The 24096-nt window shown below is 55.3% G+C and carries 18 protein-coding genes; 14 read left to right on the top strand and 4 right to left on the bottom strand.

Annotated elements, in window-relative coordinates:
- The first annotated feature begins 162 nt into the window (after positions 1–162).
- From AB4090_RS01525 to AB4090_RS01590, 14 genes are all read left to right on the top strand, one after another.
- Positions 163–1203, top strand: a complete 1041-nt coding sequence (locus AB4090_RS01525; protein WP_369572087.1) for an efflux RND transporter periplasmic adaptor subunit — start codon at positions 163–165, stop codon at positions 1201–1203.
- Positions 1200–2933 carry an ATP-binding cassette domain-containing protein gene (locus AB4090_RS01530; RefSeq protein ID WP_369572088.1) on the top strand — a complete coding sequence of 578 codons (1734 nt, stop codon included), beginning with the start codon at positions 1200–1202 and terminating at the stop codon, positions 2931–2933. The genes AB4090_RS01525 and AB4090_RS01530 overlap by 4 nt, the downstream gene beginning before the upstream one ends.
- Positions 2930–4045: an ABC transporter permease gene (locus AB4090_RS01535; protein WP_369572089.1), complete on the top strand. Its 1116-nt coding sequence runs from the start codon at positions 2930–2932 to the stop codon at positions 4043–4045. The genes AB4090_RS01530 and AB4090_RS01535 overlap by 4 nt, the downstream gene beginning before the upstream one ends.
- Positions 4045–5154 (top strand): ABC transporter permease, encoded by a 1110-nt coding sequence (locus AB4090_RS01540; protein ID WP_369572090.1) that lies wholly within the window; start codon positions 4045–4047, stop codon positions 5152–5154. Before AB4090_RS01535 ends, AB4090_RS01540 begins: the two co-directional genes overlap by 1 nt.
- A gap of 105 nt (positions 5155–5259) precedes the next feature.
- A complete protein-coding gene (locus AB4090_RS01545; RefSeq protein ID WP_369572091.1) occupies positions 5260–5541 on the top strand; it encodes a hypothetical protein in 282 nt (93 codons plus the stop codon).
- A gap of 305 nt (positions 5542–5846) precedes the next feature.
- A complete protein-coding gene (locus AB4090_RS01550) occupies positions 5847–7781 on the top strand; it encodes a PrkA family serine protein kinase (protein WP_369572092.1) in 1935 nt (644 codons plus the stop codon).
- Between the two features lie 30 nt (positions 7782–7811).
- Positions 7812–9113, top strand: a complete 1302-nt coding sequence (locus AB4090_RS01555) for a YeaH/YhbH family protein (RefSeq protein WP_369572093.1) — start codon at positions 7812–7814, stop codon at positions 9111–9113.
- The gene (locus tag AB4090_RS01560; RefSeq protein ID WP_369572094.1) at positions 9106–10590 is read left to right on the top strand and encodes a SpoVR family protein; all 1485 of its coding nucleotides are present in this window, start codon (positions 9106–9108) and stop codon (positions 10588–10590) included. The genes AB4090_RS01555 and AB4090_RS01560 overlap by 8 nt, the downstream gene beginning before the upstream one ends.
- 56 nt (positions 10591–10646) lie before the next feature.
- Positions 10647–10859, top strand: a complete 213-nt coding sequence (locus AB4090_RS01565) for a DUF3311 domain-containing protein (protein ID WP_369572095.1) — start codon at positions 10647–10649, stop codon at positions 10857–10859.
- A gap of 4 nt (positions 10860–10863) precedes the next feature.
- On the top strand, positions 10864–12402 hold the full coding sequence (gene mctP / locus AB4090_RS01570; RefSeq protein ID WP_369572096.1) for a monocarboxylate uptake permease MctP: 1539 nt from the start codon (positions 10864–10866) through the stop codon (positions 12400–12402).
- A gap of 139 nt (positions 12403–12541) precedes the next feature.
- Positions 12542–13408 (top strand): bifunctional methylenetetrahydrofolate dehydrogenase/methenyltetrahydrofolate cyclohydrolase FolD, encoded by an 867-nt coding sequence (folD, locus tag AB4090_RS01575; protein WP_369572097.1) that lies wholly within the window; start codon positions 12542–12544, stop codon positions 13406–13408.
- Positions 13401–15479, top strand: coding sequence for a polyphosphate kinase 1 (ppk1, locus tag AB4090_RS01580; protein ID WP_369572098.1), 2079 nt, complete (start codon positions 13401–13403; stop codon positions 15477–15479). Before folD ends, ppk1 begins: the two co-directional genes overlap by 8 nt.
- Complete coding sequence (locus AB4090_RS01585) at positions 15472–16119, top strand: AAA family ATPase (protein ID WP_369572099.1); 648 nt, start codon at positions 15472–15474, stop codon at positions 16117–16119. Before ppk1 ends, AB4090_RS01585 begins: the two co-directional genes overlap by 8 nt.
- Complete coding sequence (locus tag AB4090_RS01590) at positions 16109–17566, top strand: CHAD domain-containing protein (protein WP_369572100.1); 1458 nt, start codon at positions 16109–16111, stop codon at positions 17564–17566. Before AB4090_RS01585 ends, AB4090_RS01590 begins: the two co-directional genes overlap by 11 nt.
- A gap of 19 nt (positions 17567–17585) precedes the next feature.
- Here the strand turns inward: AB4090_RS01590 and AB4090_RS01595 are convergent, their stop codons facing one another.
- From AB4090_RS01595 to clpB, 4 genes are all read right to left on the bottom strand, one after another.
- Positions 17586–17888 (bottom strand): hypothetical protein, encoded by a 303-nt coding sequence (locus AB4090_RS01595; protein ID WP_369572101.1) that lies wholly within the window; start codon positions 17886–17888, stop codon positions 17586–17588.
- A gap of 20 nt (positions 17889–17908) precedes the next feature.
- The gene (gene pepN, locus AB4090_RS01600; protein WP_369572102.1) at positions 17909–20518 is read right to left on the bottom strand and encodes an aminopeptidase N; all 2610 of its coding nucleotides are present in this window, start codon (positions 20516–20518) and stop codon (positions 17909–17911) included.
- Positions 20509–21348 carry a thiol:disulfide interchange protein DsbG gene (gene dsbG / locus AB4090_RS01605; RefSeq protein WP_369572103.1) on the bottom strand — a complete coding sequence of 280 codons (840 nt, stop codon included), beginning with the start codon at positions 21346–21348 and terminating at the stop codon, positions 20509–20511. Before dsbG ends, pepN begins: the two co-directional genes overlap by 10 nt.
- Positions 21349–21456: 108 nt before the next feature.
- Positions 21457–24057 (bottom strand): ATP-dependent chaperone ClpB, encoded by a 2601-nt coding sequence (clpB, locus tag AB4090_RS01610; RefSeq protein ID WP_369572104.1) that lies wholly within the window; start codon positions 24055–24057, stop codon positions 21457–21459.
- Positions 24058–24096 lie beyond the last annotated feature (39 nt).

The following is a 24096-nucleotide window of genomic DNA, read 5'->3' on the forward strand; positions in this document are numbered from 1 at the left end:
GGCGATGGCAGATCAAATCATGGCTGCGGACAGAAGTCGACTGAAGACGGCCATAGATGGTTCACGATAGTCAACTTCGGACTTTTCTATACTCTTGCATTATGATTGGTAAATCTCAACCGCCAACCTGGCGAGTATTGAGCTAGCGAAGGAAAGTCTTTCATGATCAGCAAAAAGAAGCGCGTGATACTGGCGGTTTTGTTCCTGTTCGCGGTGGGAGCGATCGCGTACTTTCTCCTTCATCACTCCCGGGGGCCTACCGATCAGCTTACGCTGTACGGTAACGTCGACATTCGTCAGGTGCAGGCAGCCTTCGATGCCAGTGGTCGCATTCAACAGCTTTTGGTGCAAGAAGGGGATCGCGTCAAAAAAGGACAACTAATCGCAAAGCTCGACCCCACGCGCTTTCAGGATGCTGTGCATCGTGATATGGCACTGGTGAGCGCGCAGAAACAGGTGCTAGCGAGGCTTCTGGCGGGATCCCGGCCGGAAGAGATTGCTGAAGCACGGGCCAAGGTAGCTGCGGCACAAGCGGCACTGCAAAACGCGCAACTGGTCTGGCAACGTCAACACACCCTGGCTGATGAACAATACGTCCCCAAACAGAGTGCCGACAATGCCGGCGCAGCGCTGAAATCGGCACAGGCCAACCTGGAACAAAGCAATCAAGCGCTCACTCTGGCCATCAAGGGGCCGCGGAAAGAAGATATTGCCCTAGCCCACGCGCAGTTGGCAGCAGATCAGGCCGCCCTGGCCCTAACGCAACGGCAATTACAAGACACCCAGCTCTATGCGCCAGCAGATGGCGTGATCCAGGACCGCATTCTCGAACCAGGCGACATGGTTACACCCGGTGTCCCGGTGTTTTCCCTGGCCCTGGACAATCCGGTTTGGGTACGTGCGTACCTGCCCGAGAAGTCCTTGGGGCAGGTACGCCTGGGTATGAGCGCCAGCATTGTTAGTGATTCCTTTCCTGGCAAGAGTTTTTCGGGCTGGGTGGGTTTCCTCTCGCCAACCGCAGAATTCACGCCAAAAACGGTAGAAACCACCGATTTGCGTACAGAACTGGTCTATCGCGTGCGGATTTACGCCTGTAACCCGGCGCATCGCCTGCGTCTGGGTATGCCGGTCACGGTACACATTTCCCTGCACGATAACCAGCCGCAGAATCGCCCCCCGGACGCTTGCGGAGGCAGTCAGTGACAGAAGCTCCCCTGCGCTTCATTGGAGTGCGCAAGACCTTCGCGCACGGCAAAGAGCGGGTAAGCGCCCTTGATAGCATCGACATCACTCTTGCTGCCGGGCAGGTGACCGGTCTCCTTGGCCCCGACGGTGCCGGAAAGACCACCCTGCTCCGTCTGGCGGCAGCGTTGCTGCGCCCCGATACGGGGCAGGTGCAGGTGCTTGGGCAGGATATCAGCCAGGGCCTGGGCAATTTGCATACACAGGTGGGCTACATGCCGCAGCGTTTCGGTCTCTACGAGGACCTCAGCGTTCAGGAAAACCTTGATCTCTATGGCCGGTTACAGGAATTGGACGAAAAGAGCGCGCAAAAACGGCAACAGGAGCTCCTCAAACTCACCGCCCTGGGACCCTTTGGCCGGCGCCGTGCTGGCGCCCTTTCCGGAGGCATGAAACAAAAGCTCGGCCTCGCCTGCGCCCTCCTCCGCGCCCCACGCCTGCTCTTGCTCGACGAACCCACGGTGGGCGTCGATCCGATTGCCCGGCGCGAGCTCTGGAACATCATCCAGGGATTAAGGCAAGACGGTACTACCGTGTTGTTGAGCACCGCCTACTTCGACGAGGCCGAACGCTGCGACCAACTGCTGCTCCTGCATGCCGGTAAACTCTTGCAAAGCGGTAGTCCGGCAGAACTGACCACGCCCTTGCATGGCCGTTGCTTTCTGGTACAACATCCGCAACTGCGGCAGCGTCTGCTGCGGGAATCGCTACAATGCCGAGGCGGAGTGCTAGATGCACGCATCATTGCGGCCGGCGTGCGTGTGCTATTGGCCGAGCGCGCCAGCCCCCGCCAGCAGGAAGGAGAAAACTGGGAGCCGGTAGCAGCGAGCTTCGAGGACGCCTTCATCGAAATCTATGCCAAGCAGACGCGCAACTCGGAAACCGTTCAGATCGCGTCATCCCCCCTCGCAGATAGCGGCAACGAAGCAGAACCGGTAGTCGTCGTACAGGATCTGAGCAAACGCTTTGGCAATTTTACCGCCGTGCAGAACAGCAGCTTTACTGTGCGCAAGGGGGAAATCTTTGGCCTTCTGGGGGGCAACGGCGCTGGCAAGACCACCACATTTCGGATGCTCTGCGGACTGCTGTCGCCCTCAGGCGGCAGCCTGCAAGTGGCGGACGTGGATATGCGCCGTGCCAGCAGCCCGGCACGCGCGCGCATTGGCTACGTGGCGCAAAAATTCGCCCTCTATGGCAATCTGAGCGTCGACCAGAATCTCGCTTTTTTTGCCTCGGCCTATGGGCTGCGGGGAACGATACGATCCCAGAGACTCCTGCAGGCACGTGCCGACTTTCAGTTGGCAGATTATAGAACGAACAATGTCGATGACCTTCCCTTGGGAATCAAGCAACGCCTCGCCCTCGCTTGCGCTCTGCTCCATGACCCAGCCATTCTTTTTCTTGATGAACCGACTTCCGGCGTCGATCCCCTTACCCGCCGGGAATTTTGGCAGCGCATCAATACCCTAGCAGCGAGGGGCGTGACCGTACTAATCACCACGCACTTCATGGACGAGGCCGAGTATTGCGACCAGCTAGTACTCATGTCCCTGGGCGCCATTCTGGCCCAGGGCACCCCTCAGGAGTTGCGGCAGAAGGCAAGCAGTGCGGAACGTCCCGACCCAAGCATGGAGGAGGCCTTTATCCAGCTCATCAAGACCCACGAAAGCCACACGCGGAGGGCATCGTGAATCGCCGGCGCCTGGCGGGGCTGATTCGTAAGGAATTCATCCAAATCCTGCGCGACCCATCCGCCATTGCCATCGCCTTTGTACTGCCCGTTGTTCTCCTCTTCCTCTTTGGCTATGGGGTTTCTCTCGATGCCCGCCACCTCCCCCTAGCGGTAGTCGTGGACCAGCCGACTGCGCAAACGAGCGCCTTTGTGGCTGGACTGGAACAATCATCCTATTTTCAGCCAAAACTCTTTCACAACATTCAGGAGGCCGAACACGCGGTAATGGCTCGCCAGGCGGATGCCATCGTCTGGCTGCGCGCCGATTTCAGCCGCCAGACCCTACGTGGCAATACCGCCAGCATTGGGGTATTGGTCAATGGCGTGGATGCCAACAACGCCCGTATTGTCGAAGGCTATCTGCAAGGCATCTGGCAAAACTGGTTGCTCCAGCGCGCCCGCAGCGCCGCCCAACCGCTGATCATCCCGGTGGATGCCAAAACGCGGATCTGGTTCAACCCCGCCCTGCGCAGCCGTTATTACCTGGTACCCGGATTGATTGCGGTAATCATGACTCTCATAGGCGCGCTGCTTACTGCGCTCGTGATGGCGCGGGAGTGGGAACGCGGCACCATGGAGGCGTTGATGGCCTCGCCGGTGAGCATGGCAGAAATCCTTTTGGGCAAGCTCATCCCCTACTTCGTCATGGGCATGGGTGGGTTGCTGCTTTCCGTGGCCCTTGCGGTGTGGCTGTTTGGCGTGCCACTGCAAGGGAGCTTTTGGCTTCTGTTGCTGAGTTCCAGCTTGTTTCTTCTCGTCGCCCTGGGAATGGGACTACTCATCTCCAGTGCAGCACGCAATCAATTCGTGGCCGGGCAAATTGCTATCATCGTCACCTTTTTACCTGCCTTTATTCTGTCGGGATTCATTTTTGACATCCAGTCCATGCCCACCTTTATTCGTTTCATTACTCACATCGTCGCTGCACGCTATTATGTCAAGATCCTGCAAACCCTGTTTCTGGTGGGAGACGTCTGGCCCATTATCCTCTGGAACAGCCTCGCACTCCTGCTCATGGCCATATTCTTTCTGGGCATCACCTTGCGCCGCTCGCACAAAAGGCTGGACTGATGTCAAGCCGGATATGGGCCCTCGTCATCAAGGAATTTCTCGCCATTCTGCGCGACAAGAAGAGCCGCCTCATTCTCATTGGCCCGCCCCTCATTCAATTGCTCGTTTTTGGTTATGCGGCCACTTTTGACCTCAGTCATATCCCCTACGCGGTCTACAACCAGGATGCAGGCTTTGCGTCGCGGGAATTGCTCGGTGATTTTCAGGGCTCGCGCGCCTTTCGCCAGGTAGCAATCATCCAGCGAGAAGGGCAGATCGCGCCCCTGATCGATCAGGGCAAAGCCCTTCTAGTACTGCAAATTGGGCCCAATTTTACCGAGGACTTGCTGCGCCATCAGCCAGCACCACTGCAAATTCTCATTGATGGGCGCAATTCCAATACCGCCACCCTGGCGATGAACTACGCCAATTCCGTCGTCTTTGCTTTCGATCAGCGCTGGGCTAGAGAGCATCACTGGGGCCATCCCCCTGCGCAACTGCTATCCCGCTCCTGGTTCAATCCCAACTTACTCTCTCGCTGGTTCATTGTCCCAGGGATCGTCGCGCTCCTGACCCTGGTGGTAACGCTCCTGGTAACCGGGCTTTCCGTCGCCCGCGAACGGGAACAGGGCACCTTCGACCAACTCCTGGTTACCCCCCTGACTCCAGGAGAAATTCTTCTCGGCAAGGCTCTGCCCGGCATCGTCGTTGGCGCACTGGAAGGGGCTTTTATTACGTTGGTGGCGGTGTTCTGGTTCCAGGTTCCGTTTATCGGCAGCATTCCCGCCCTGGCCCTGGGGCTTCTATTATTTCTGCTGGCGGCCGTGGGTATCGGCCTGATGATTTCCTCGTTGTCGCTAACACAGCAACAGGGATTGCTGGGAGTATTCCTGTTTTTGGTGCCCGCTATCATTCTCTCTGGCTTTGCGACTCCCATCGCCAACATGCCATCACTCGTGCAGGATCTGACTTACATCAATCCCATGCGCTATTTTCTAGTGATTGTGCGCGGCGTGTTTCTCGAGGGCGACGGCATCTCCATGCTTTGGGATCAATATTGGCCCTTGGCACTGATCGCGCTCGCATCCATGGCGGCTGCCAGTTGGCTGTTCCGGCACCGCATGCAATAACGATCAATCAACGCTCCGCCTAGCCGGGTGGGGGGTGGGCAGGCATATTGAACATTTCTAACCGTAGATAGTCCCAATGAGTAGAAACACTTAGGGGAGCGCGATATGCGAGTACGGATCGTCGGCACGAAAAATCTGACTTGGTGGCAAAAGCTGGGTATCTTCGCAGGCTTCATCGTGCTGCTTGTGGTTGCCCTCTTCTTTTTTGCAGTCTTTGCGGCATTCTTCGTCGTTAGCTTTGTGGTTGGCAGCGTTTGGCTTGCTTGGCGACGCTGGCGTTTACGACGCATGAGAAACACCTACGACGACGGGACGATCCGTGCCGAATACCGCGAGATTCGTCAGCGCCCCGAACGATTACCAAAACAGCGCGACGCAGACGAATAGCATTCGCCTGCATTCCAAGTCCCGCGAGCATCTGATGCACTAATATGGTGCGTAAATGTTACGAGTCTTGCACACCTTTGGCGCAGACCGATGTGGTAACTGTCCATAAAAGCACAGATCGCGCTTTTGCCGCTAATGACGGGCTCCATATTGCTCAGCAATGGGGCCCGTCTACGGTGCAACGAAGCTGGCACAGGATATGCTGTATTCCCAACGAAGCGAATGGACAAGGAAACGTTGAGCCGATCTCAACGTCTAAAGATGTGACACTGTCGGCATCAGCCCTAGGGCAAGGAGAGTGGTAAATGAGCCTGTTCGACAATTATCAAGAGCGTTTCTTGCAACAGCAAGAAAGTATCCTCTCCCTGGATGAGTACCTAGAGCTGTGCGCGAAAGAGCCATTGACCTATGCCAGCGCGGCCAAACGGATGTTGGCTGCGATTGGCGAGCCCAAGGTACTTGATACGCAGGCAGACCCTCGTTTGGCGCGGATCTTCATGAACCGCAAGTTACTCACCTATCCTGCTTTTGAGGATTTTTATGGGATTGAGGACGCCATCGAGAACCTTGTGGCATATTTCCGTCACGCCGCCCAGGGCCTGGAAGAACGCAAACAGATCCTGTACCTGCTGGGACCAGTCGGTGCCGCCAAGTCGTCCTTAGCGGAACGCTTAAAGAGCCTGATGGAAAAACATCCCATATATTGCCTTGCCGCTAACGGCAAAGTTTCGCCACTTTTCGAGTCACCTCTCGGTCTCTTTGATCCGCAGGAAGATGGGGCAATTTTAGAAGAGCGCTTCGGTATTCCTCGTCGCTCTCTCCTTGGTGTGATGTCTCCTTGGGCGGCAAAGCGTCTACGTGAATTTAGTGGCGATATTCGCAAATTTACTGTGCATCGTCTGCTACCCTCGCAATTACATCAGATCGGGATTACCAAGGTTGAACCTGGTGACGAGAATAATCAGGACATTGCCAGCCTGGTCGGCAAGGTAGATATTCGTAAACTGGAAGACTTCTCCCAGGATGATCCAGACGCCTACGCGTACTCCGGTGGGCTGAATGTTGCCAATCAGGGCGTTCTCGAATTTGTCGAGATGTTCAAGGCACCCATCAAGATGCTGCACCCCTTGCTGACTGCAACCCAGGAAGGTACCTACAATGGCACTGAGGGATTTGGTGCCATGCCCTTCCAAGGCATCGTACTTGCCCACAGCAATGAGTCTGAGTGGTCGGCTTTTCGCAACAACCGCCGCAACGAGGCCTTTCTCGACCGCGTTTACATCGTCAAGGTACCGTACTGCCTGCGCGTTGCAGAAGAAACGCGGATCTATCACAAGCTTTTGGAAAATAGCGCTCTGGGCAGCGCGCCCTGCGCCCCGGATACCCTCGACATGCTCGCGCGCTTTTCGGTACTGAGTCGCCTAAAAGAACCAGGCAATAGTAGCCTGTGGTCAAAAATGGAAATCTATGATGGCAAGACGCTAAAAGACAAAGATCCCAAAGCCAAAAGTCTGCAGGAGTATCGAGATGCCGCGGGAGTAGATGAGGGGATGGAAGGTATTTCCACGCGCTTTGCCTACAAGATTCTCTCCCGCACCTTTAATTATGATGCCGATGAAGTTGCGGCAAATCCTGTGCATTTATTACACATACTCGAAACCCAGATTCGCTCAGAGCAGTTTTCCGAGGATCTCGAAAGCCGGTACATTGGTTTCCTGAAGACCGAACTGGCGCCCCGCTATGCCGAATTTCTCGGCCTGGAAATCCAAAAGGCCTATCTCGAAAGCTATGGAGAGTATGGGCAGAATCTTTTTGACCGATATATCCAGTATGCCGATTTCTGGCTCCAGGACACAGAGTATCGTGACCCGGATACGGGACAACTCATGGACCGCTCCCTGCTCAATGAAGAGCTAGAGAAAATCGAAAAGCCGGCAGGTATCGTCAACCCTAAAGATTTCCGCAACGAGGTGGTAAATTTTGTACTGCGTGCCAAGGCGGCAAATGACGGGATCGGACCAGCTTGGACCAGTTATGAAAAATTGCGCTCCGTGATCGAGAAAAAGATGTTTGCCAATACCGAAGACCTTCTGCCAGTGATTTCCTTTGGCAAGAAAAGCTCTTCCGAAGATGAGCGCAAGCATCAGGATTTCGTCAGCCGGATGACCACCAAAGGGTATACCGAAAAACAGGTGCGCCTCTTGGTCGATTGGTATATGCGCTACCGTAAACATCACTGAGCCTATTGCTAGGCTCGTGGAGGATTCTGCATGAGCAGTATCATCGATCGTCGCCTCTCTGGATCGCGCTCCAACGCTAATCGGGAACGGCTACAACGGCGTGTGCGCGGGCGTCTGAAAGAGGCGGTGGAAAAAATGGGACGCGCCGGTGCCATCGAATCTCTCAGCAAGGGTGACAAGGCCGTCGTCATTCCGGCCAACGATCTGCACGAACCTAGTTTTCGTCGCGATCCCTCGCAAGGCGCTTGGGATCGGGTGCTTCCCGGCAACAAAAGTTTTCATCGTGGTGATGAGATCCCCAAGGGCGGTGGTGGTGGGCAATCTGGACGCGAGGGAGCACCAGACGGTGAAGGAGACGACGCTCTTGGTGTCCTGCTTTCGCCAGACGAATTTCTCGACTTGCTTTTTGATGGTCTCTCTCTACCCAACCTTCGTCAGGGAACAGGGGGTGAAATCGAGGCAGAGCAATGGCGACGCAGCGGCTTTGTGCGCGATGGCAGCCCCTCGCGCATGCATGTTGCCCGCACCATGCGTGCAGCCCGAGCACGGCGCTTGGCCTTGCGCGCCGGCAAACGACGCGCGTTGGAGGCGTTGCAAGACGAACGCGGGCTTTTGCTTGGAGAGATTGCGGCGCGCAAAAAACAAAAATGTGACGTCAGTATTGAAGAAGAACGGCTGCGGGACATTGACGAGCAAATTGCGGCATTACAGCGCAAAATGCGCGCCGTGCCCTTCATTGACGATTCTGATCTGCGCTTTGCGCACATCGACAGACACATGCAAGCACGCAGTCAGGCTGTCATGATCTGTGTGATGGATGTATCGGGCAGCATGGGCGAAACAGAAAAAGATTTGTCCAAACGTTTTTTTCTACTACTTTACCTATTTTTGCAACGGCAGTATCAAAATGTGCAGATTATCTTTATCAAGCACCATAGTGTCGCCCTGGAGTGTACGGAAAAAGAGTTTTTTGCCGCGCGCGAGGGTGGTGGTACGTTGGTGTCCCCTGCTCTAGCCCTTGCTGAAGAGGTGATGGCGACGCGTTATCCAGCGACTGACTGGAATGTGTACTTGGCGCAAGCCTCGGATGGCGACAACTATTTCGCAGACAACGCGGTAGTGGAAGAAACCGCAAGCCGGTTATTGCAGCAGCTTCGCGCCTTTTACTATCTCGAAGTCAATCGCGATGACGAAAGTCATTTGCTGCAGGTATATCAAGAGTTGGCTGAAATTTTTCCACAGATGGTCTGTACTCGCGCGCAACAGCGAGAAGACGTCTATCCCTTGTTCCGCGAACTATTCTCCAAACCACAGGTGAGCGAGCATGTCTAATCGTCTTTTATTCAGCGATAACGACTGGTCTTTTTCCCGGCTGGACGATGTGGACCGCGCCTGCGCGCAAATCGCCCACGACGAACTCGGGCTGGATACGTATCCGAACCAGCTCGAGCTGATTAGTGCCGAGCAAATGCTCGATGCCTATGCCTCTATCGGCTTACCCGTGTACTACGCACATTGGTCTTTTGGTAAGCAGCATGCCATCGAGTCTGGTCAATATAAACGTGGTGAGATGGGCCTCGCTTATGAATTGGTAATCAACAGTAATCCCTGCATCAGTTATCTCATGGAAGAAAATACCATGACGATGCAAACTTTGGTGATTGCCCATGCCGCATATGGACACAATGCCTTCTTCAAAAATAATGTACTTTTTCAACAATGGACCGATGCAGAAGGAATTCTGGATTACCTCGGCTTTGCCCAGTCCTACATTGCCGCTTGTGAGGAACGGTATGGAATGCAGGAAGTCAGCGCTGTGCTTGATGCGGCGCATGCCATCGCCAAAAATGGCATTGATCGCGCCCGACGCCCGCGCAAACTCTCCGCACGGGAAGAAGAACTACGGCGGCAAGAGCGGGAGCGCTATCTGGAACAACAGCTATCCGAAATCTGGCATACCCTACCACTTAGCACGAGCGCAAACGAGTCGATGCAAGAGCTGCGATTTCCTGCCGAACCGACCGAGAATTTGTTGTATTTCATTGAAAAAAATGCCCCGCAAATGCCGAGTTGGCAGCGCGAGATTTTGCGCATCGTGCGTAAAATAAATCAGTATCTCTATCCGCAAGGCCAAACCAAGATCATGAATGAGGGTTTTGCCTGTTTTGTACACTATTACATCATGCACCGCCTGCACGAAACCGGACAGATTTCGGATGGCAGCTTGTTGGAGTTTTACGCTAGCCATACTGCGGTCGTATTTCAGCCGGATTATGATGATCCTCGCTACAATGGGATCAATCCTTATGCATTAGGCTTTGCGATGTTTCGCGACATTCAAAGAATCTGCATGCAGCCCACAGAAGAAGATCAACGGTTTTTTTCTTTCGCTGGAGACCCAGACTGGAAAAAACATATCCTCTTTGCCATGCGAGAATTTCGTGATGAAAGTTTCATTTTGCAATATCTATCACCCAAGGTGATTCGCGATCTGCATCTTTTTGCCCTGCACAACGATCCAGAAGCCGAGGCCTATCGTGTTAGCGCCATCCATGACGACACCGGCTATCGCGAGATTCGTGAGCGCCTGGCACAACAGGTGGCGGAGAGCAGCCGCCCACCCAATGTGGTGATTGACAAAGTTGACCGCTGGGGCGACCGACATCTAGAACTGCGCCAACTTGACGCTATCCCATTATTAGAGAAGGAGACGCAGAGTACCCTGGCCATGGTCCATCGCCTGTGGGGTTACGATGTTTTGTTGCAACAAAGCGGCTCGGAAACGATTTCTTCTGCGCTAGAGCACTAAGCTAATCCGAGGTTTTTTGCTATTCTTCGCCACTGATGATCTAGTGGTGAGACAACATGAAGAGAAAAACAACCTCCCCCAGGCTAGGATTGCCGGGGCTTATTTACCTGTCGATTCCTTGTATTGCGGTGTTGGCGGTACCGTTTTACAACCGCGCCATTCCTAGCCTCTTTGGTATTCCGTTTTTTTACTGGTGGCAGATCGTTTGGGTGCCGCTCTCCGGCTTTTTTATTTACCTCGCCTGGCGGCGCGTAGAGCGACGGAGCTGAGGCCATGCACATTACGGCAACCATTGTTTTTGTCGCCTTCTTTATCCTGATTGCCCTCTTGGGTTTTCTTTCTGCACGCTGGCAACGCGGCGATCTTGGGCAGTTGCACGAGTGGGGCCTGGGCGGGCGCCGCTTTGGTAGCTGGATCACCTGGTTCCTCATTGGTGGCGATCTCTACACGGCATATACCTTTATCGCAGTACCCGCACTGGTCTTTGGTGCCGGAGCTTTGGGCTTTTTTGCCTTGCCTTATACCGTGCTGGTGTATCCCCTGGTGTTTGCGGTTCTGCCCCGTCTCTGGGTCATTGCCAAGCACCACAACTTCATCACCGCGGCCGACTTTGTCGCCGCCCGCTATGACAGCCCGGCATTGGCCTTGGCGATTGCCGTTACCGGTATCGTCGCGACCATGCCCTACATCGCCCTACAGTTGGTGGGTGTAGAAGTTGTCATTGGCGGTTTGGGTTTCCCTACCCAAGGGTTTATCGGTGAGCTGCCCTTGATCGTCGCCTTTGTGGTGCTGGCGGCATTCACCTACACCAGTGGCCTGCGTGCGCCGGCGTCTATAGCAGTGGTGAAGGATCTGCTGGTGTACGTTACCGTTCTCGCATTGATCATTGTCGTGCCCTGGAAACTTGGCGGCTTTGGCAAAATCTTTGCCGCGGTACCCAGTGGCCATCTCTATTTGCCGCCCATTCATGCCGGAAATTTTGGCTTACAGTCCTTTTATTTCACCCTGGCCTTGGGCTCGGCCCTTGCGCTGATGCTCTATCCGCACGCCACCACCGCGGTGCTTTCCTCGAAAGGCCCAAAAACCTTGCGCCGCAGCTGGATATTTCTACCCGCATACTCATTTGTTCTTGGGCTGATTGCCCTGCTGGGTTACATGGCTTATGCGGCAAAGTTACCAAGTAATCCGGCGCTGGCGCCCTATTTTCATCAGTATGGACCACAGTTCGCCATGCCGGGGCTGTTATTGCAGTATTTCCCTGGTTTTTTCGTGGGAATTGGCTTCTCTGCAGTGGCGATTGGTGCATTGGTACCGGCAGCGATCATGTCCATCGCGGCGGCCAACCTGTTTACCCGCAATGTCTACCGCGCCTATATCCGGCCTAACTGTGAAGCAGGTCACGAAACCCAGGTGGCAAAATTGGCGTCGCTGGTGGTGAAATTTGGTGCCCTGTTATTCATTCTTTTGCTACCGACCCACTTTGCCATCCAATTGCAGCTTTTGGGTGGTGTTCTGATCCTGCAAACCCTGCCAGCCATTGTTAGTGGCATCTACACGCGCTGGTTTGACCCGCGCGCCCTGCTGCTGGGGTGGGCCATTGCCCTAGCCTGGGCCATCTGGGCAGCGTCGCTTACGGGTTTTCAAAAGTCGGGCTACACACTGCATCTCTTTGGCTCGACCATGCTCGGCTACATCGGGTTTTATGCCTTGATCCTGAATTTCCTTGTAGCCATCGCCACCACTCTCTTGTTACGCGTGAGCGGATGCCATTCGCTGGTGGATCGCACCGATGCAGCGGCCTATCAAGAATGAGCTTCCCGATGCTTGACAATGCGCAGCTACCCCCGAACAATCTCCATCATTATTCCAGACCTTGCCCATAGAAGGATCCCATGGACTCCCCAAATCGCCTCTTTGCTTCGTCCCTCTTCGTCATTGCGGAGGGCAGCAAATGACAGCGATGCGGATCGACGGCAAGGCAGTTGCGGGACGGATACGGGAACAACTACGTGCTGATGTGGAGACGTTTCGTGCCCGCCACGGGCGAGCGCCCGGTCTTGCGGTAATCTTGGTCGGGGAAGATCCCGCGTCCCAGATCTATGTGCAGCATAAAAAAAATGCCTGTGCACAGGTGGGAATCCAGTCTTATTCTCATACCTTGATAGCTACCAGCAGACCAGCAGAACTCCTTGCGGAAATTGCACGCTGCAATGGCGATGAGCAAATTGACGGCATATTGGTCCAGCTTCCCTTGCCAACCCATTTTGATGCGGAAACGATAATCGAGGCCATTGCCGTAGAAAAAGACGTGGACGGCTTTCACCCTTACAACGTCGGGCGGCTGGCTCTGCGCGCCCCAACACTGCGCTCGTGTACCCCCGCCGGGATTATGACCTTGCTGGAAGAGTATCAAATTCCCATCAAAGGCAAAGAAGCTGTCATTGTCGGTGCCTCCAACATTGTCGGGCGGCCTATGGCACTGGAATTACTGCTGGCGGGAGCGACGGTTACGGTTTGCCATCGCTTTACCGAAGACCTGGCAGCGCACGTGGCACGGGCAGACATTGTCGTCGCTGCGGCGGGCAAGCCTGGCCTTGTGCATGGCGATTGGATCAAGTTCGGCGCAGCGGTAATCGATGTCGGCATCAACCGTTTAGAAGATAGGACCATTGCAGGAGATGTGGAATTCGCGTCGGCAGCGGAGCGTGCTGCCTGGATCACGCCGGTCCCAGGGGGGGTCGGTCCGATGACGGTTGCTACGCTACTGCAAAACACCCTGCGCGCCGCACGTCTGCGCCTGGAGACCACGCGTGGCTGACACGAGCACAACACTTAACGATCCGGCACTGTATTTCAATCGGGATCTGAGCATCCTCGAATTCAATCGCCGGGTCTTGGCATTGGCCGACGACGAACATATCCCACTCTTGGAGCGCTTGCGTTTCCTCACTATCGTCTCCAGCAATCTGGATGAATTTTTTGAAGTACGTTTTGCCGGCGTCATGCAGCGACGCATCTATGGTGCCGGTCCGCTGGGTCTCGACGGCCTCGGACCAGAAGAAGAAATGCGTGCTGTATCCAGCGTTGCCCATGAAATTATTTCTGCCCAATACTCTTGCCTGAATGAACGTTTGATTCCCGCCTTGGCCGCAGAAGGGATTCATCTGCTGCGTCGACGGGAATGGAAGGCAACGCAAAGACGTTGGGTAGCGGACTATTTTCGCAACGAGGTTTTGCCGTTACTTACCCCCCTCAGCCTCGATCCCGCGCATCCCTTCCCCAAGGTGCAAAACAAGGGACTAAATTTCGCTATTGTCCTGGATGGCGACGATGCCTATGGACGGCATAGTCCCATCGCCATTGTCCAAGCACCACGCATTCTCCCACGCATCATCCAGTTGCCAGAAAAAATCGCTGGACCCACGGACTTTGTGTTTTTGTCTTCGGTTATTCATGAAAACATTGACAGTCTTTTCCCCGGCCTGGAGGTTAAGGGCTTTTATCAATTCCGTGTCACCCGTAATAGCGAGCTCTTTGTAGATGAGGAAGAAGTCGACAATCTGCTGGATGCCATTGCCGACGAACTCACTACGCGCCCTTTTGGCGAGGCCGTGCGTTTGGAGGTTGCGAATAATTGCCCCGCAAACGTCTTTGAGTATTTGCTACGCCATTTTGATCTGCAGGCAGAAAATCTCTATACCCTGAGTGGCCCTGTCAATCTGTCGCGCATGGCGGCAATTATCGACATGGTCCCGCGCCCGGATTTACTGTACGCACCCTTCCTGCCCGGCACACCGGATCGTTGCCTGCGTAGTGAAGAGATTTTCGCACAGTTACGCCGTGGGCCGCTGCTTTTGCATCATCCCTACCAGAGCTTTACCCCGGTCATCGATTTTGTGCGCCAAGCCGCTGCCGACCCGCAAGTGTTGGGCATCAAACAAACCCTATATCGCACCACCAATGACTCCGCCATCATCCAGGCCCTGATGGACGCTGCCGTTGCTGGCAAACAAGTGACAGCGGTCATCGAACTCAAGGCGCGCTTTGACGAAGCCAACAATATCCACTTGGCGGAAGAGTTGGAGAGTGTTGGCGTTCAGGTCGTCTACGGTGTGGTCAAGCATAAGGTACATGCCAAGATGATCCTTGTTTTGCGCCGCGAAGAGGATGGGTTGCGCCTCTATGGACATTTGGGCACCGGCAATTACCATCCGCGTAACGCCCGCATTTATACCGATTTTAGCTTGCTCACCGCCGACCCGGGCATCACCGCCGACATGAACGCCCTTTTTATGCATATTACCGGCATTGGCCAAGCGCCGCGGCTCAAGCATTTATTGCAGAGCCCCTTCACCCTATTTAGCGGTATGCGCGAGCGGATCGCCGCCGAAACCGCTCTCGGCCCCCGCGGGCGTATCATTATCCGTGTGAATTCTCTGATCGACCCCGATCTCATCCGTGATTTGTACCAGGCATCGCTGGCGGGCGTGCAGGTCAGTCTTATTGTCCGCGGCGCCTGCGCGCTGCGTCCGGGGATTCCCGGCGTCTCGGAAAATATTCGAGTAGTCTCCATTGTGGGGCGTTTTCTCGAACACAGTCGCGTCTTTTATTTTGGCGGCAATGGTAGCCCAGAAGTCTGGCTTTCCAGTGCCGACTGGATGGGACGCAACCTCTTCCGTCGGCTGGAAGTGGCGGTACCCATTCGCGATCCCGATCTGAAAAAACGCATTCAGCGCGAGGCACTCGACTATTATTTGCAAGATCACTGCAATGCCTGGGAGATGCAGGCAGACGGCAGCTACCAGTCTCTGCGGCAAGCAGATGCGGATTGCTTCAGTGCGCAGCAAACACTCCTGAATCAATATGCGCGCGGCGGTAATAATGGCTAAACCGCAATGCCGTGTGTTGGTGTTGAACAGCAAAGGTGGGTCGGGGAAGACTACACTCGCCACCAACCTTGCCAGCTTGCTTGCTTTGCGCGGGTCCGTGCTACTCGCTGATCTCGACCCGCAGAGGTCGAGCTTGGGTTGGGGAAAACGGCGACCAGGGCAATTGCCACGGATTGATCTCATCGACGATCCCGAGCGCGACTTTCGTGGCTATCCGCCAAGCGATTATGTGGTGTTCGACGCGCCCGCGGGGTTAAAACGCGGGCGTCTGGAAGACATGCTCGGCGAGGTGGAAGTGTTGTTGATGCCCATCGCCCCTTCCCCCTTCGATATGGATGCCAGCCAGCACTATCTGCGACGTCTGGAAGAAATCAAACGCTTTCGCAAAGGCAAGGTGCGTTTGGGGGTAGTCGCCAATCGCGTCAAGCTACATAGCCAGGCAGAACGTGCCCTGACGCAGTTTCTGCACGAACTTGAGTTGCCTTTGGTAGCCACGCTGCACGACAGCCAAATCTATGTACGCGCCGCCATGCAGGGAATGGGGCTGGCGGACCTGCGTGCGACCGAGGCGCGTAAAGAGCTGCCGCAGTGGGCGCGAATTTTGCGTTTTGTGGAAACCGGAGGGCTCTATGGAACGTGAAATCAAGCTCGAGGTATTACATCCCGAGCTCTGGGAGGAACTCTTACGTCATCCTCTCGTGGAAATTGCATCGACTCCCGTCAAGGAGATGCATGCCATCTATTACGACAGTCGCGACGGTGCCTTGCGTAGCGCCGGGATCGCCTATCGGGTGCGCAAGGAAGGTAGCGACTGGGTGGCCACGGTCAAACTCGCAGGCTCAGCCGATGGCGGCCTGCATCAACGACCCGAGTGGAACGTTCCTGTACGCAGCAAGAAACCGGATTTGCGGGTCTTTGCGAGCGAACCATTGCAGTCGCTGCTTGCGCCACATTTAGGGCTTGCGCTCGTTCCTGCAATCGAAACCATCTTTCAACGGCGCGAACGCGAGGTACACTACCAGGATGCCCGCGTGCTGCTCGCTGCCGACTGGGGGGAGATTCGTGCCGCTGGTCAATGCCGTCCAATTCACGAGATTGAGCTTGAGTTAGTTCAAGGCGGGCTTGCTGATCTCTTGCAGTTGGCCAGCGCCCTCTGTGCCAGTTTGCCCGTGTGCCCAGACGATGCCAGTAAGTTGGCGCGTGGCATTGCCCTTTTAGGGGGAAAGATAGCAGTACAAACGTCCGTTCCACCAACTATCCGTGGGCGGGATGCTGCGGGCGATGCCCTTGGTCGTGTACTCATCTACGCCGCGCAACGGATTCTCGGTACTTTGCCTTGGCTTGCGCTCGATCAACAAGAAGCACTGCACGAATTGCGCAAGGAGGTCCGCGCACTTCGTTCCCTGCTACGTTTTAGCAAGGGAACAGACCCGAAAGATCATCTGCGTGGGGTGCGCAACGGTCTTGCGGTATGGTTTCACGAGCAGAGTCTGCAGCGTGATTTTGACGCCCTCGCCGAGCATTGGCAGAAACTCGCGCCGCGCTATAGCTTGCCAACAATTGCGCTTGACGAGGCGCTATCAGGCTCACGCAAAGTGTCTCGCGATCCACGCGTAGATTCTCGTGCACGGCTCGCCGCGGAGCTTCTTGCCCTATGGTCACAATTGCTACGCAATCCCCTGTTTACCGAGGATACCTTGCGCGCGTATGTGGAAGAGCGCCTACCACGTATAGACGAACATTTAGTTTTTGTTGACCCGGAACAAGTTGCCGAATTTCACCGACTACGTATTGCGCTTAAAAATCTGCGTGATACCTTGCGCTATCTTTCCGAACTCTGGCCGAGCAAAGACAGCAAATCATTTGCCAAACAATTGCATGCCTTACTCGATGCGGCAGGGGTCATACGCGATGCACAAGTTGCACGTCAGCACCTGCCGCAGTTATTACACGGGGAAAACGGCAATGAACTCCCGTTTAGTGCGGGTATTTTACTGGGCTACCTGGACGCCAGGCGCGAGCGCGAGAGTAAACGCTTTCGTAAACACTGGGAGCGTTTTCGCCAGGCCCCTCGCCCTTGGGACTAACTCAGGAACCCAACTGCTTTCAGCAGTCGTCCAATCCTTCACGAATGCGTTCTACGCGCCGTGCCAACAGTGCAATCTGCTGTGCGAGGCAATATTCTGCGTCGCCAAGCTCCCATTCCCGCGCCTGCTCTACGTCTACCTGAGAGTCCATACAAAGCTTGCGCAAGGCCTCACAGTTGTTGCTATCAAACAAAAAACCAGCCAGTTCGCTGACCTGATCGTTTTTATTTTCGCCACCCAGCACCGCATAAGCCGCATCCAGGCATTTCTCGTCTTTTAAGGCCAAGGCCTTTTGTAGTGTCTCGTCCCCTTTGCTACTCATTTTCAGCTCCTTTTTTCAGACTATCCGAGCGAGCGCTCGAGAATTTCTCCCAAATCCCGTGATAATTTGTCCTTACTGCGTAAGTCTTCCATAGCTGCCCGCATTTGCTGCTGCCGTTGCGCATCATAACGCGACCAGCGACTGAAGACAGTGGCCAAGCGCGCTGCCGTCTGCGGATTGAGGTCATCCAGATGGCGTAACTGCTGCGCATAAAAGCGATAGCCGGAGCCATCCCGGGCATGGAAGATCGACAAGTTGACGGCAAAGGCGCCAAGGACGGCGCGCACACGATTGGGAACCCGCCAGGAAAAGGCGGGATGTTGCAAGAGATCCTTTGCTCGCTGCATGGTTTCGGGTGCGACACGCCCCAGCTGTAAAGAGAACCAGCGATCGATAATCAACGGGTGCTGCTGCCACCGTTTGTAGAAATCCGCCAAAAGCGGCTGTGCATCGTAGTGCGGGTCAAAGGCGAGAAGCTGTAATGCTGCCAGACGATCAGTCATGTTATCAGCATCACGATATTGTCGTTCGGCCCAAGTTTGCGCTGCCTCCGCTCGCCCACCAGCGAGGGCATAGTGTAGAGCCAGGTTGCGCAGTCGCCGTGCACCCATGGCCTCGCCATCACGGCGGTAGGGGGCCGCCAACTCCTCATAAAGCCGCTGCCAATCTTCAGAAAATTCATTGGCAAGGGCGCAACGCAACGCCTCGCGCGCCGTGTGAATGCCATCGACGTCGATGCATTCCATTTGCTGTCCGATAGAATCCTCCGTCGGCAGGCTCAAAAGCTCCGCAGTAAATGCCGGGTCTTGCCGAGCCTGGGCGAGGGCGGCCGCATAAGCCGCAGACAGGCTCCCAGTATCCAAGCCTTGCGTCGGCTTTTCGATGTGAGCGAGAAGCGCCTTGTGTGCCAAACGCTGCAAACTATCCCAGCGATTAAAAGAGTCATTATCGTGTTGGGCGAGAAAGGTGTCGGCGGCCTGGGCATCAGTTCGTTCGAGCAGCACCGGTGCCGAAAACCCGCGCAGTACCGAGGGGACAACCGGCCTGGCAAAGGGGCCAAAGACCCAATCGTTGGCGGTATTCTCTAGGAGCAGAATGGTTTCCTCTTCCCCTGCGGGCAGGGCAGCAACGCTGCCATCTTCATAAAAGAATGCCAAACGCACGGGGATAGGTACGGGTAGTTTCTGTTCCTGCCCCGGCGTGGCTGGCGTTTGCTGCTGTAGGCGAAGCAGGTAACGACCGCTCTGCGCATCAAAATGCCCTTCCGCCTTGAGGCGCGGTGTACCCGCCTGAGAATACCAACGCAGAAATCCGGAAAGATCGCGGCCACTGCCGGTGGCCAAGGCGTCAAGTAGTTCCTCGATGCGCACCGCTTGTCCATCGTGTCGTTGGAAGTAGAGATCGGTTCCGGCGCGGAATTCATCCACGCCGAGCAGGGTGTGCATCATGCGGATCACTTCCGCACCCTTTTCATACACCGTAGCCGTATAGAAGTTATTGATCTCTTTGTAGGAATCTGGCCGCACTGGATGCGCCAGGGCACTCGCATCCTCGGCAAATTGGGCGGCGCGCAAGCGCCGTACCTCGGCAATGCGTTGCACACCGCGGGAGTTCATGTCTGCGGAAAATTCCTGGTCGCGGAATACCGTCAGACCTTCCTTAAGGCTGAGCTGAAACCAGTCGCGCAGGGTGACACGGTTTCCGGTCCAGTTGTGGAAATATTCGTGCGCAATAACCGATTCGATCCCCTGATAGTCGATATCAGTGGCAGTTTCCGGGCTGGCCAGAACATACTTGGAGTTAAAAATATTCAACCCCTTGTTTTCCATTGCCCCCATGTTGAAGCTGTCGGTGGCAACGATCAGATAGCGATCCAGGTCATACTCGCGTCCATAGACTTTTTCGTCCCAGGCCATAGCCTTCTGCAAACTCTGCAGGGCTTGCTCACAAGCGTCGCGGTCACGCTCTGCTACGTAGAGCTCCAAGCCGATTTCGCGCCCGGAGAGCGTGACAAAGCGGTCCTTGGCGACATGAAAATGCCCCCCGACAGCAGCAAAAAGGTAGCAAGGTTTGGGGAAAGGATCTTCCCAGCGCGCCCAGTGCCAGCCATTCTCCTCTTCGCCCGATGCCACGCAGTTGCCATTGGACAAAAGGATTGGGCAGGATTGTTTGGGAGCATTTAAGGTAACCACAAAACGCGCCAGTACGTCTGGTCGATCCAGGTACCAAGTTATGCGACGAAAACCCTCTGCCTCACATTGGGTAAGAAAGACCTCATCAGCATAATACAGCCCCGACAAAGCGGTATTCGCCTGGGGGTGAATACGTACGCGGGACTCCAGGACGAAGCTCTCGGGAACTTCTCTTATCCGTAACTGCCCAGGCTCAAGAGAATAGCGTTCTGCGGGCAGAACTTCGCCATCTACGGATAAGGACAGTAGTTCCAGCGCATCGCCGTCCAGAAGCAGATCGCGCGCTGCCCTGTCGAGGCGACGCAGCATGAGTTGTGTATGGACTTCCGTACCTTGTGGACGAAGAAATATCTCCAACTTTACCTCATCGATGGCAAAGGCTGGTGCGGAATAATCCTGGCGATGTACAACGACTGCGGGAGCAGGTGTCATTCGCATGTACCCTGGGCATTCAAGGAACCGATGCCAGAGATGAATTGCCCGAGTTTTTCTGGCATCCCGTGACTGATTTTCGCCTTACCGCCCTTATCGCAATATACGATGGTCGGTGTAGCTTCCTGACCACTGTCCTGAAGGAGCTGTGTATTTTTCTCCACATCGGCCATTACCGCCGGACTGGGATTGGCGTCAGCGTGAATTGCGCCCTCCTCCGTCTCCTCATTGAAATTCTTCTCATTTTTCGCCATCGCCTTTGCCGGGTCTTTTGCCGCAAGAATAGCGGCTGCCTTGCCTGCACTAGAAGGCTTTAAAAACGCGGCAACAACATAGCGTACGCGCAGTTTTCCCTGGGCAATGAGTGGCTTGGCGTTCTCATAAAACTTGTGACAGAAGATGCAGTTGGGATCAACGAAGGCAATCACCTCTGGCCCCTTGGTGCCCAGAACGAATGATTTGACCTTACTTGCCCGCTCTGCAAGCAGTGCCGCTGACATGGGTTTGGGCAGCAAACCTGCCTCTTCGGCATTCTTGCGGATCACGTTTTCCCCATCACTGTTGATGATGGCTTGCGCCAAAATGAGATACTTTCCATCCGGACTGGCATAAGCGAGGGACTTGTGTCCATCGTCTTCAACAACGATCGCGGAAAGTCCACCGGGTCCAGAAAACACCTTGGTGACCTGTGCTTGGTTATGGGTAATGCCGCTTACGAGTTGCTGTGCCCGATCTTTGGATAACACTTTTCCGTTTCCACCGCTGCCAGAAAAATGGCCTCCGGCACAGCCGGACAGCAACAAGGTGGCACTCAGAAAAAGTAGTCGAACACGCATGAAAACACTCCTGGCAAACGGAAGGGAACAATTGCTAAACGGGCATGGTAAACAATTCGCCCGGACTGGCGCCAGTCTCGGGCAAATTGTAGAGCTTATGACCGCAAATTACTGCAGCGGTTCGCCGCGAAAAACGAAGTCGTCATCTTCCAAATCCACATGCACGAGCTCACCACTCTGATATTCCCCGCGCAGCAGCTTCTGGGCGAGGGGGTTCTCAATCTCCGCCTGAATAGCACGCTTCAGAGGTCGTGCCCCATAGACGGGGTCGAAACCGATCTCCGCCAAGCGGTCGATGGCCGCGTCGCTGAGCACAATATCCATGTCGCGCTCGCGCAGACGGGCCCGCAACCCTTGCATCTGGATTTCCGTGATGGCGCGCAACTGCCGCGCATCCAGGGCATGGAAGATTACTGTCTCATCAATGCGGTTGAGAAACTCAGGACGGAAATGTCCTTGCACCACGGCCATGACAGCACTGCGCATCAAGTCCTCATCACCCGTACGGCTATATTCCTGAATACGATCCGATCCCAGGTTGGAGGTCATGATGATGACGGTGTTGCGGAAGTCCACTGTGCGCCCCTGACCATCGGTAAGCCGACCATCGTCCAGCACTTGCAAGAGGATGTTGAACACATCCGGGTGCGCCTTTTCCACCTCATCCATAAGGACCACAGAGTACGGTTTGCGCCGCACGGCTTCGGTCAGATAGCCGCCCTCCTCATAACCGACATATCCTGGCGGGGCACCGATTAGCCGCGCCACGGAATGTTTCTCCATGAACTCGCTCATGTCGATGCGCACCATTTGCTCATCGCTGTCGAAGAGAAATTCCGCTAGCGCCTTGCTGAGCTCGGTCTTGCCAACGCCGGTCGGTCCGAGGAAGAGAAAAGAGCCATTGGGACGTCGCGGATCAGACAGGCCCGCGCGAGAACGCCGGATTGCGTTGCTAACGGCCTGCACCGCCTCGCGCTGGCCCACCACTCGCGCCTGCAGGCGTTCTTCCATCTTCAGCAACTTCTCTTTCTCGCCTTCCAGCATTTTAGATACGGGGATCCCGGTCCAGCGAGCGATGACCTCGGCAATTTCTTCTTCCCGCACTTCGGTGCGCAACAGAGTGGGAGCTTGGCGCGCTGCGCCCTCCTCTTGTTGTTCGGCCTTTTGCAGTCGGGCTTCCAGTTCCGGAATCAGACCGTACTGGATCTGCGCCATACGGTCGTAGTCGGCGGCACGACGCGCATTATCGAGCTCGATACGCAGGCGATCAATCTCTTTCTGGATTTGTGAGGTGCCTTCGATGGCGAGCTTTTCTGCCTTCCATACCTCCTCCAACTCCTGAAACTTGCGCTCGAGATCATGGATCTGGTCTTCCAACACTTCCAGTCGTTTTTTGCTTGCTTCGTCTTTCTCTTTGGCCAGCGCCACTTTTTCGATGTTAAGCTGAATTAAGCGACGCTCAAGTTCATCCAGAGCTTCCGGTTTGGAGTCGATCTCCATCTTGATTCGCGACGCCGCTTCATCGACCAGATCAATCGCTTTGTCGGGCAGGTTGCGGTCGCTGATGTAGCGATGCGAGAGCTGCGCCGCCGCCACCAAGGCAGGATCGGTGATGCGCACCCCATGATGCACTTCATAACGCTCTTTTAGGCCACGCAGGATCGCGATGGTATCCTCGACGGAGGGCTCATCGACCAGTACACGCTGAAAACGGCGCTCCAAAGCGGCATCTTTTTCGATGTACTGACGATACTCGTCCAGTGTCGTCGCACCGATACAGTGCAGCTCGCCGCGCGCCAAGGCTGGCTTGAGCATATTACCGGCATCCATCGCGCCCTCGGCCTTGCCCGCCCCCACCAAGGTATGGATTTCATCAATAAAAAGAAGGATCTGTCCTTCGCTCTTCGCCAGATCATTCAATAATGCCTTCAAGCGTTCCTCGAACTCCCCACGGAATTTCGCGCCGGCGATCAGGGCACCCAGGTCGAGACCCAACAAGCGTTTGTTGCGCAAAGACTCTGGCACTTCACCATTGATGATGCGTTGCGCTAACCCTTCGACGATAGCCGTTTTGCCCACACCCGGTTCACCAATCAATACGGGGTTATTCTTGCTCCGCCGTAACAGCACCTGGATGCTGCGGCGAATTTCATCGTCACGACCAATGACCGGATCGAGCTTGCCCTGGGCCGCCCGCTCGGTGTAATCGATGGTGTATTTTTCCAAGGCTTGGCGTTGCTCCTCGGCATTGGCGTCGTTGATCTTCTCGCCGCCGTGCAAGGCAGTGATCGCCGCTTCCAGATCTTTGCTGGTTGCGCCGCTGTCTTTCAGCAAACGGCCAGCTTCGCCCTTGTCTTCCATCAGGGCGAGCAAGAAATGCTCGGTAGAGATGTAGCCATCACCGCGTTTTTGCGCAATCTTATCCGCCAGATTGAGCAGATTGACGAGATCGCGGCCAAATTGCATTTCGCCTGGCTGTCCGCCCTGGATCTTGGGCAAATTATTAAGGGCGCGGCCCAACTCGTTACGCAGGGCGTCTACCCGCACCCCGGCCTTACTCAGTAGGGGGCGGGTGATGCCGCCATCCTGGTCCAGGAAGGTAATCAGAAGATGGACGGCATCGACCTGCTGTTGATCGTTGCCAAGGGCGAGGCTTTGCGCTTCTTGCAGGGCCTGCTGAAACTTGGTGGTAAGTTTGTCACTGCGCATCTGGCGACTCCCATATCGTATGATGTCTGGCAGATGGGC

Source organism: Acidithiobacillus sp. IBUN Pt1247-S3, assembly GCF_041146875.1.
Classification (GTDB): domain Bacteria; phylum Pseudomonadota; class Gammaproteobacteria; order Acidithiobacillales; family Acidithiobacillaceae; genus Igneacidithiobacillus.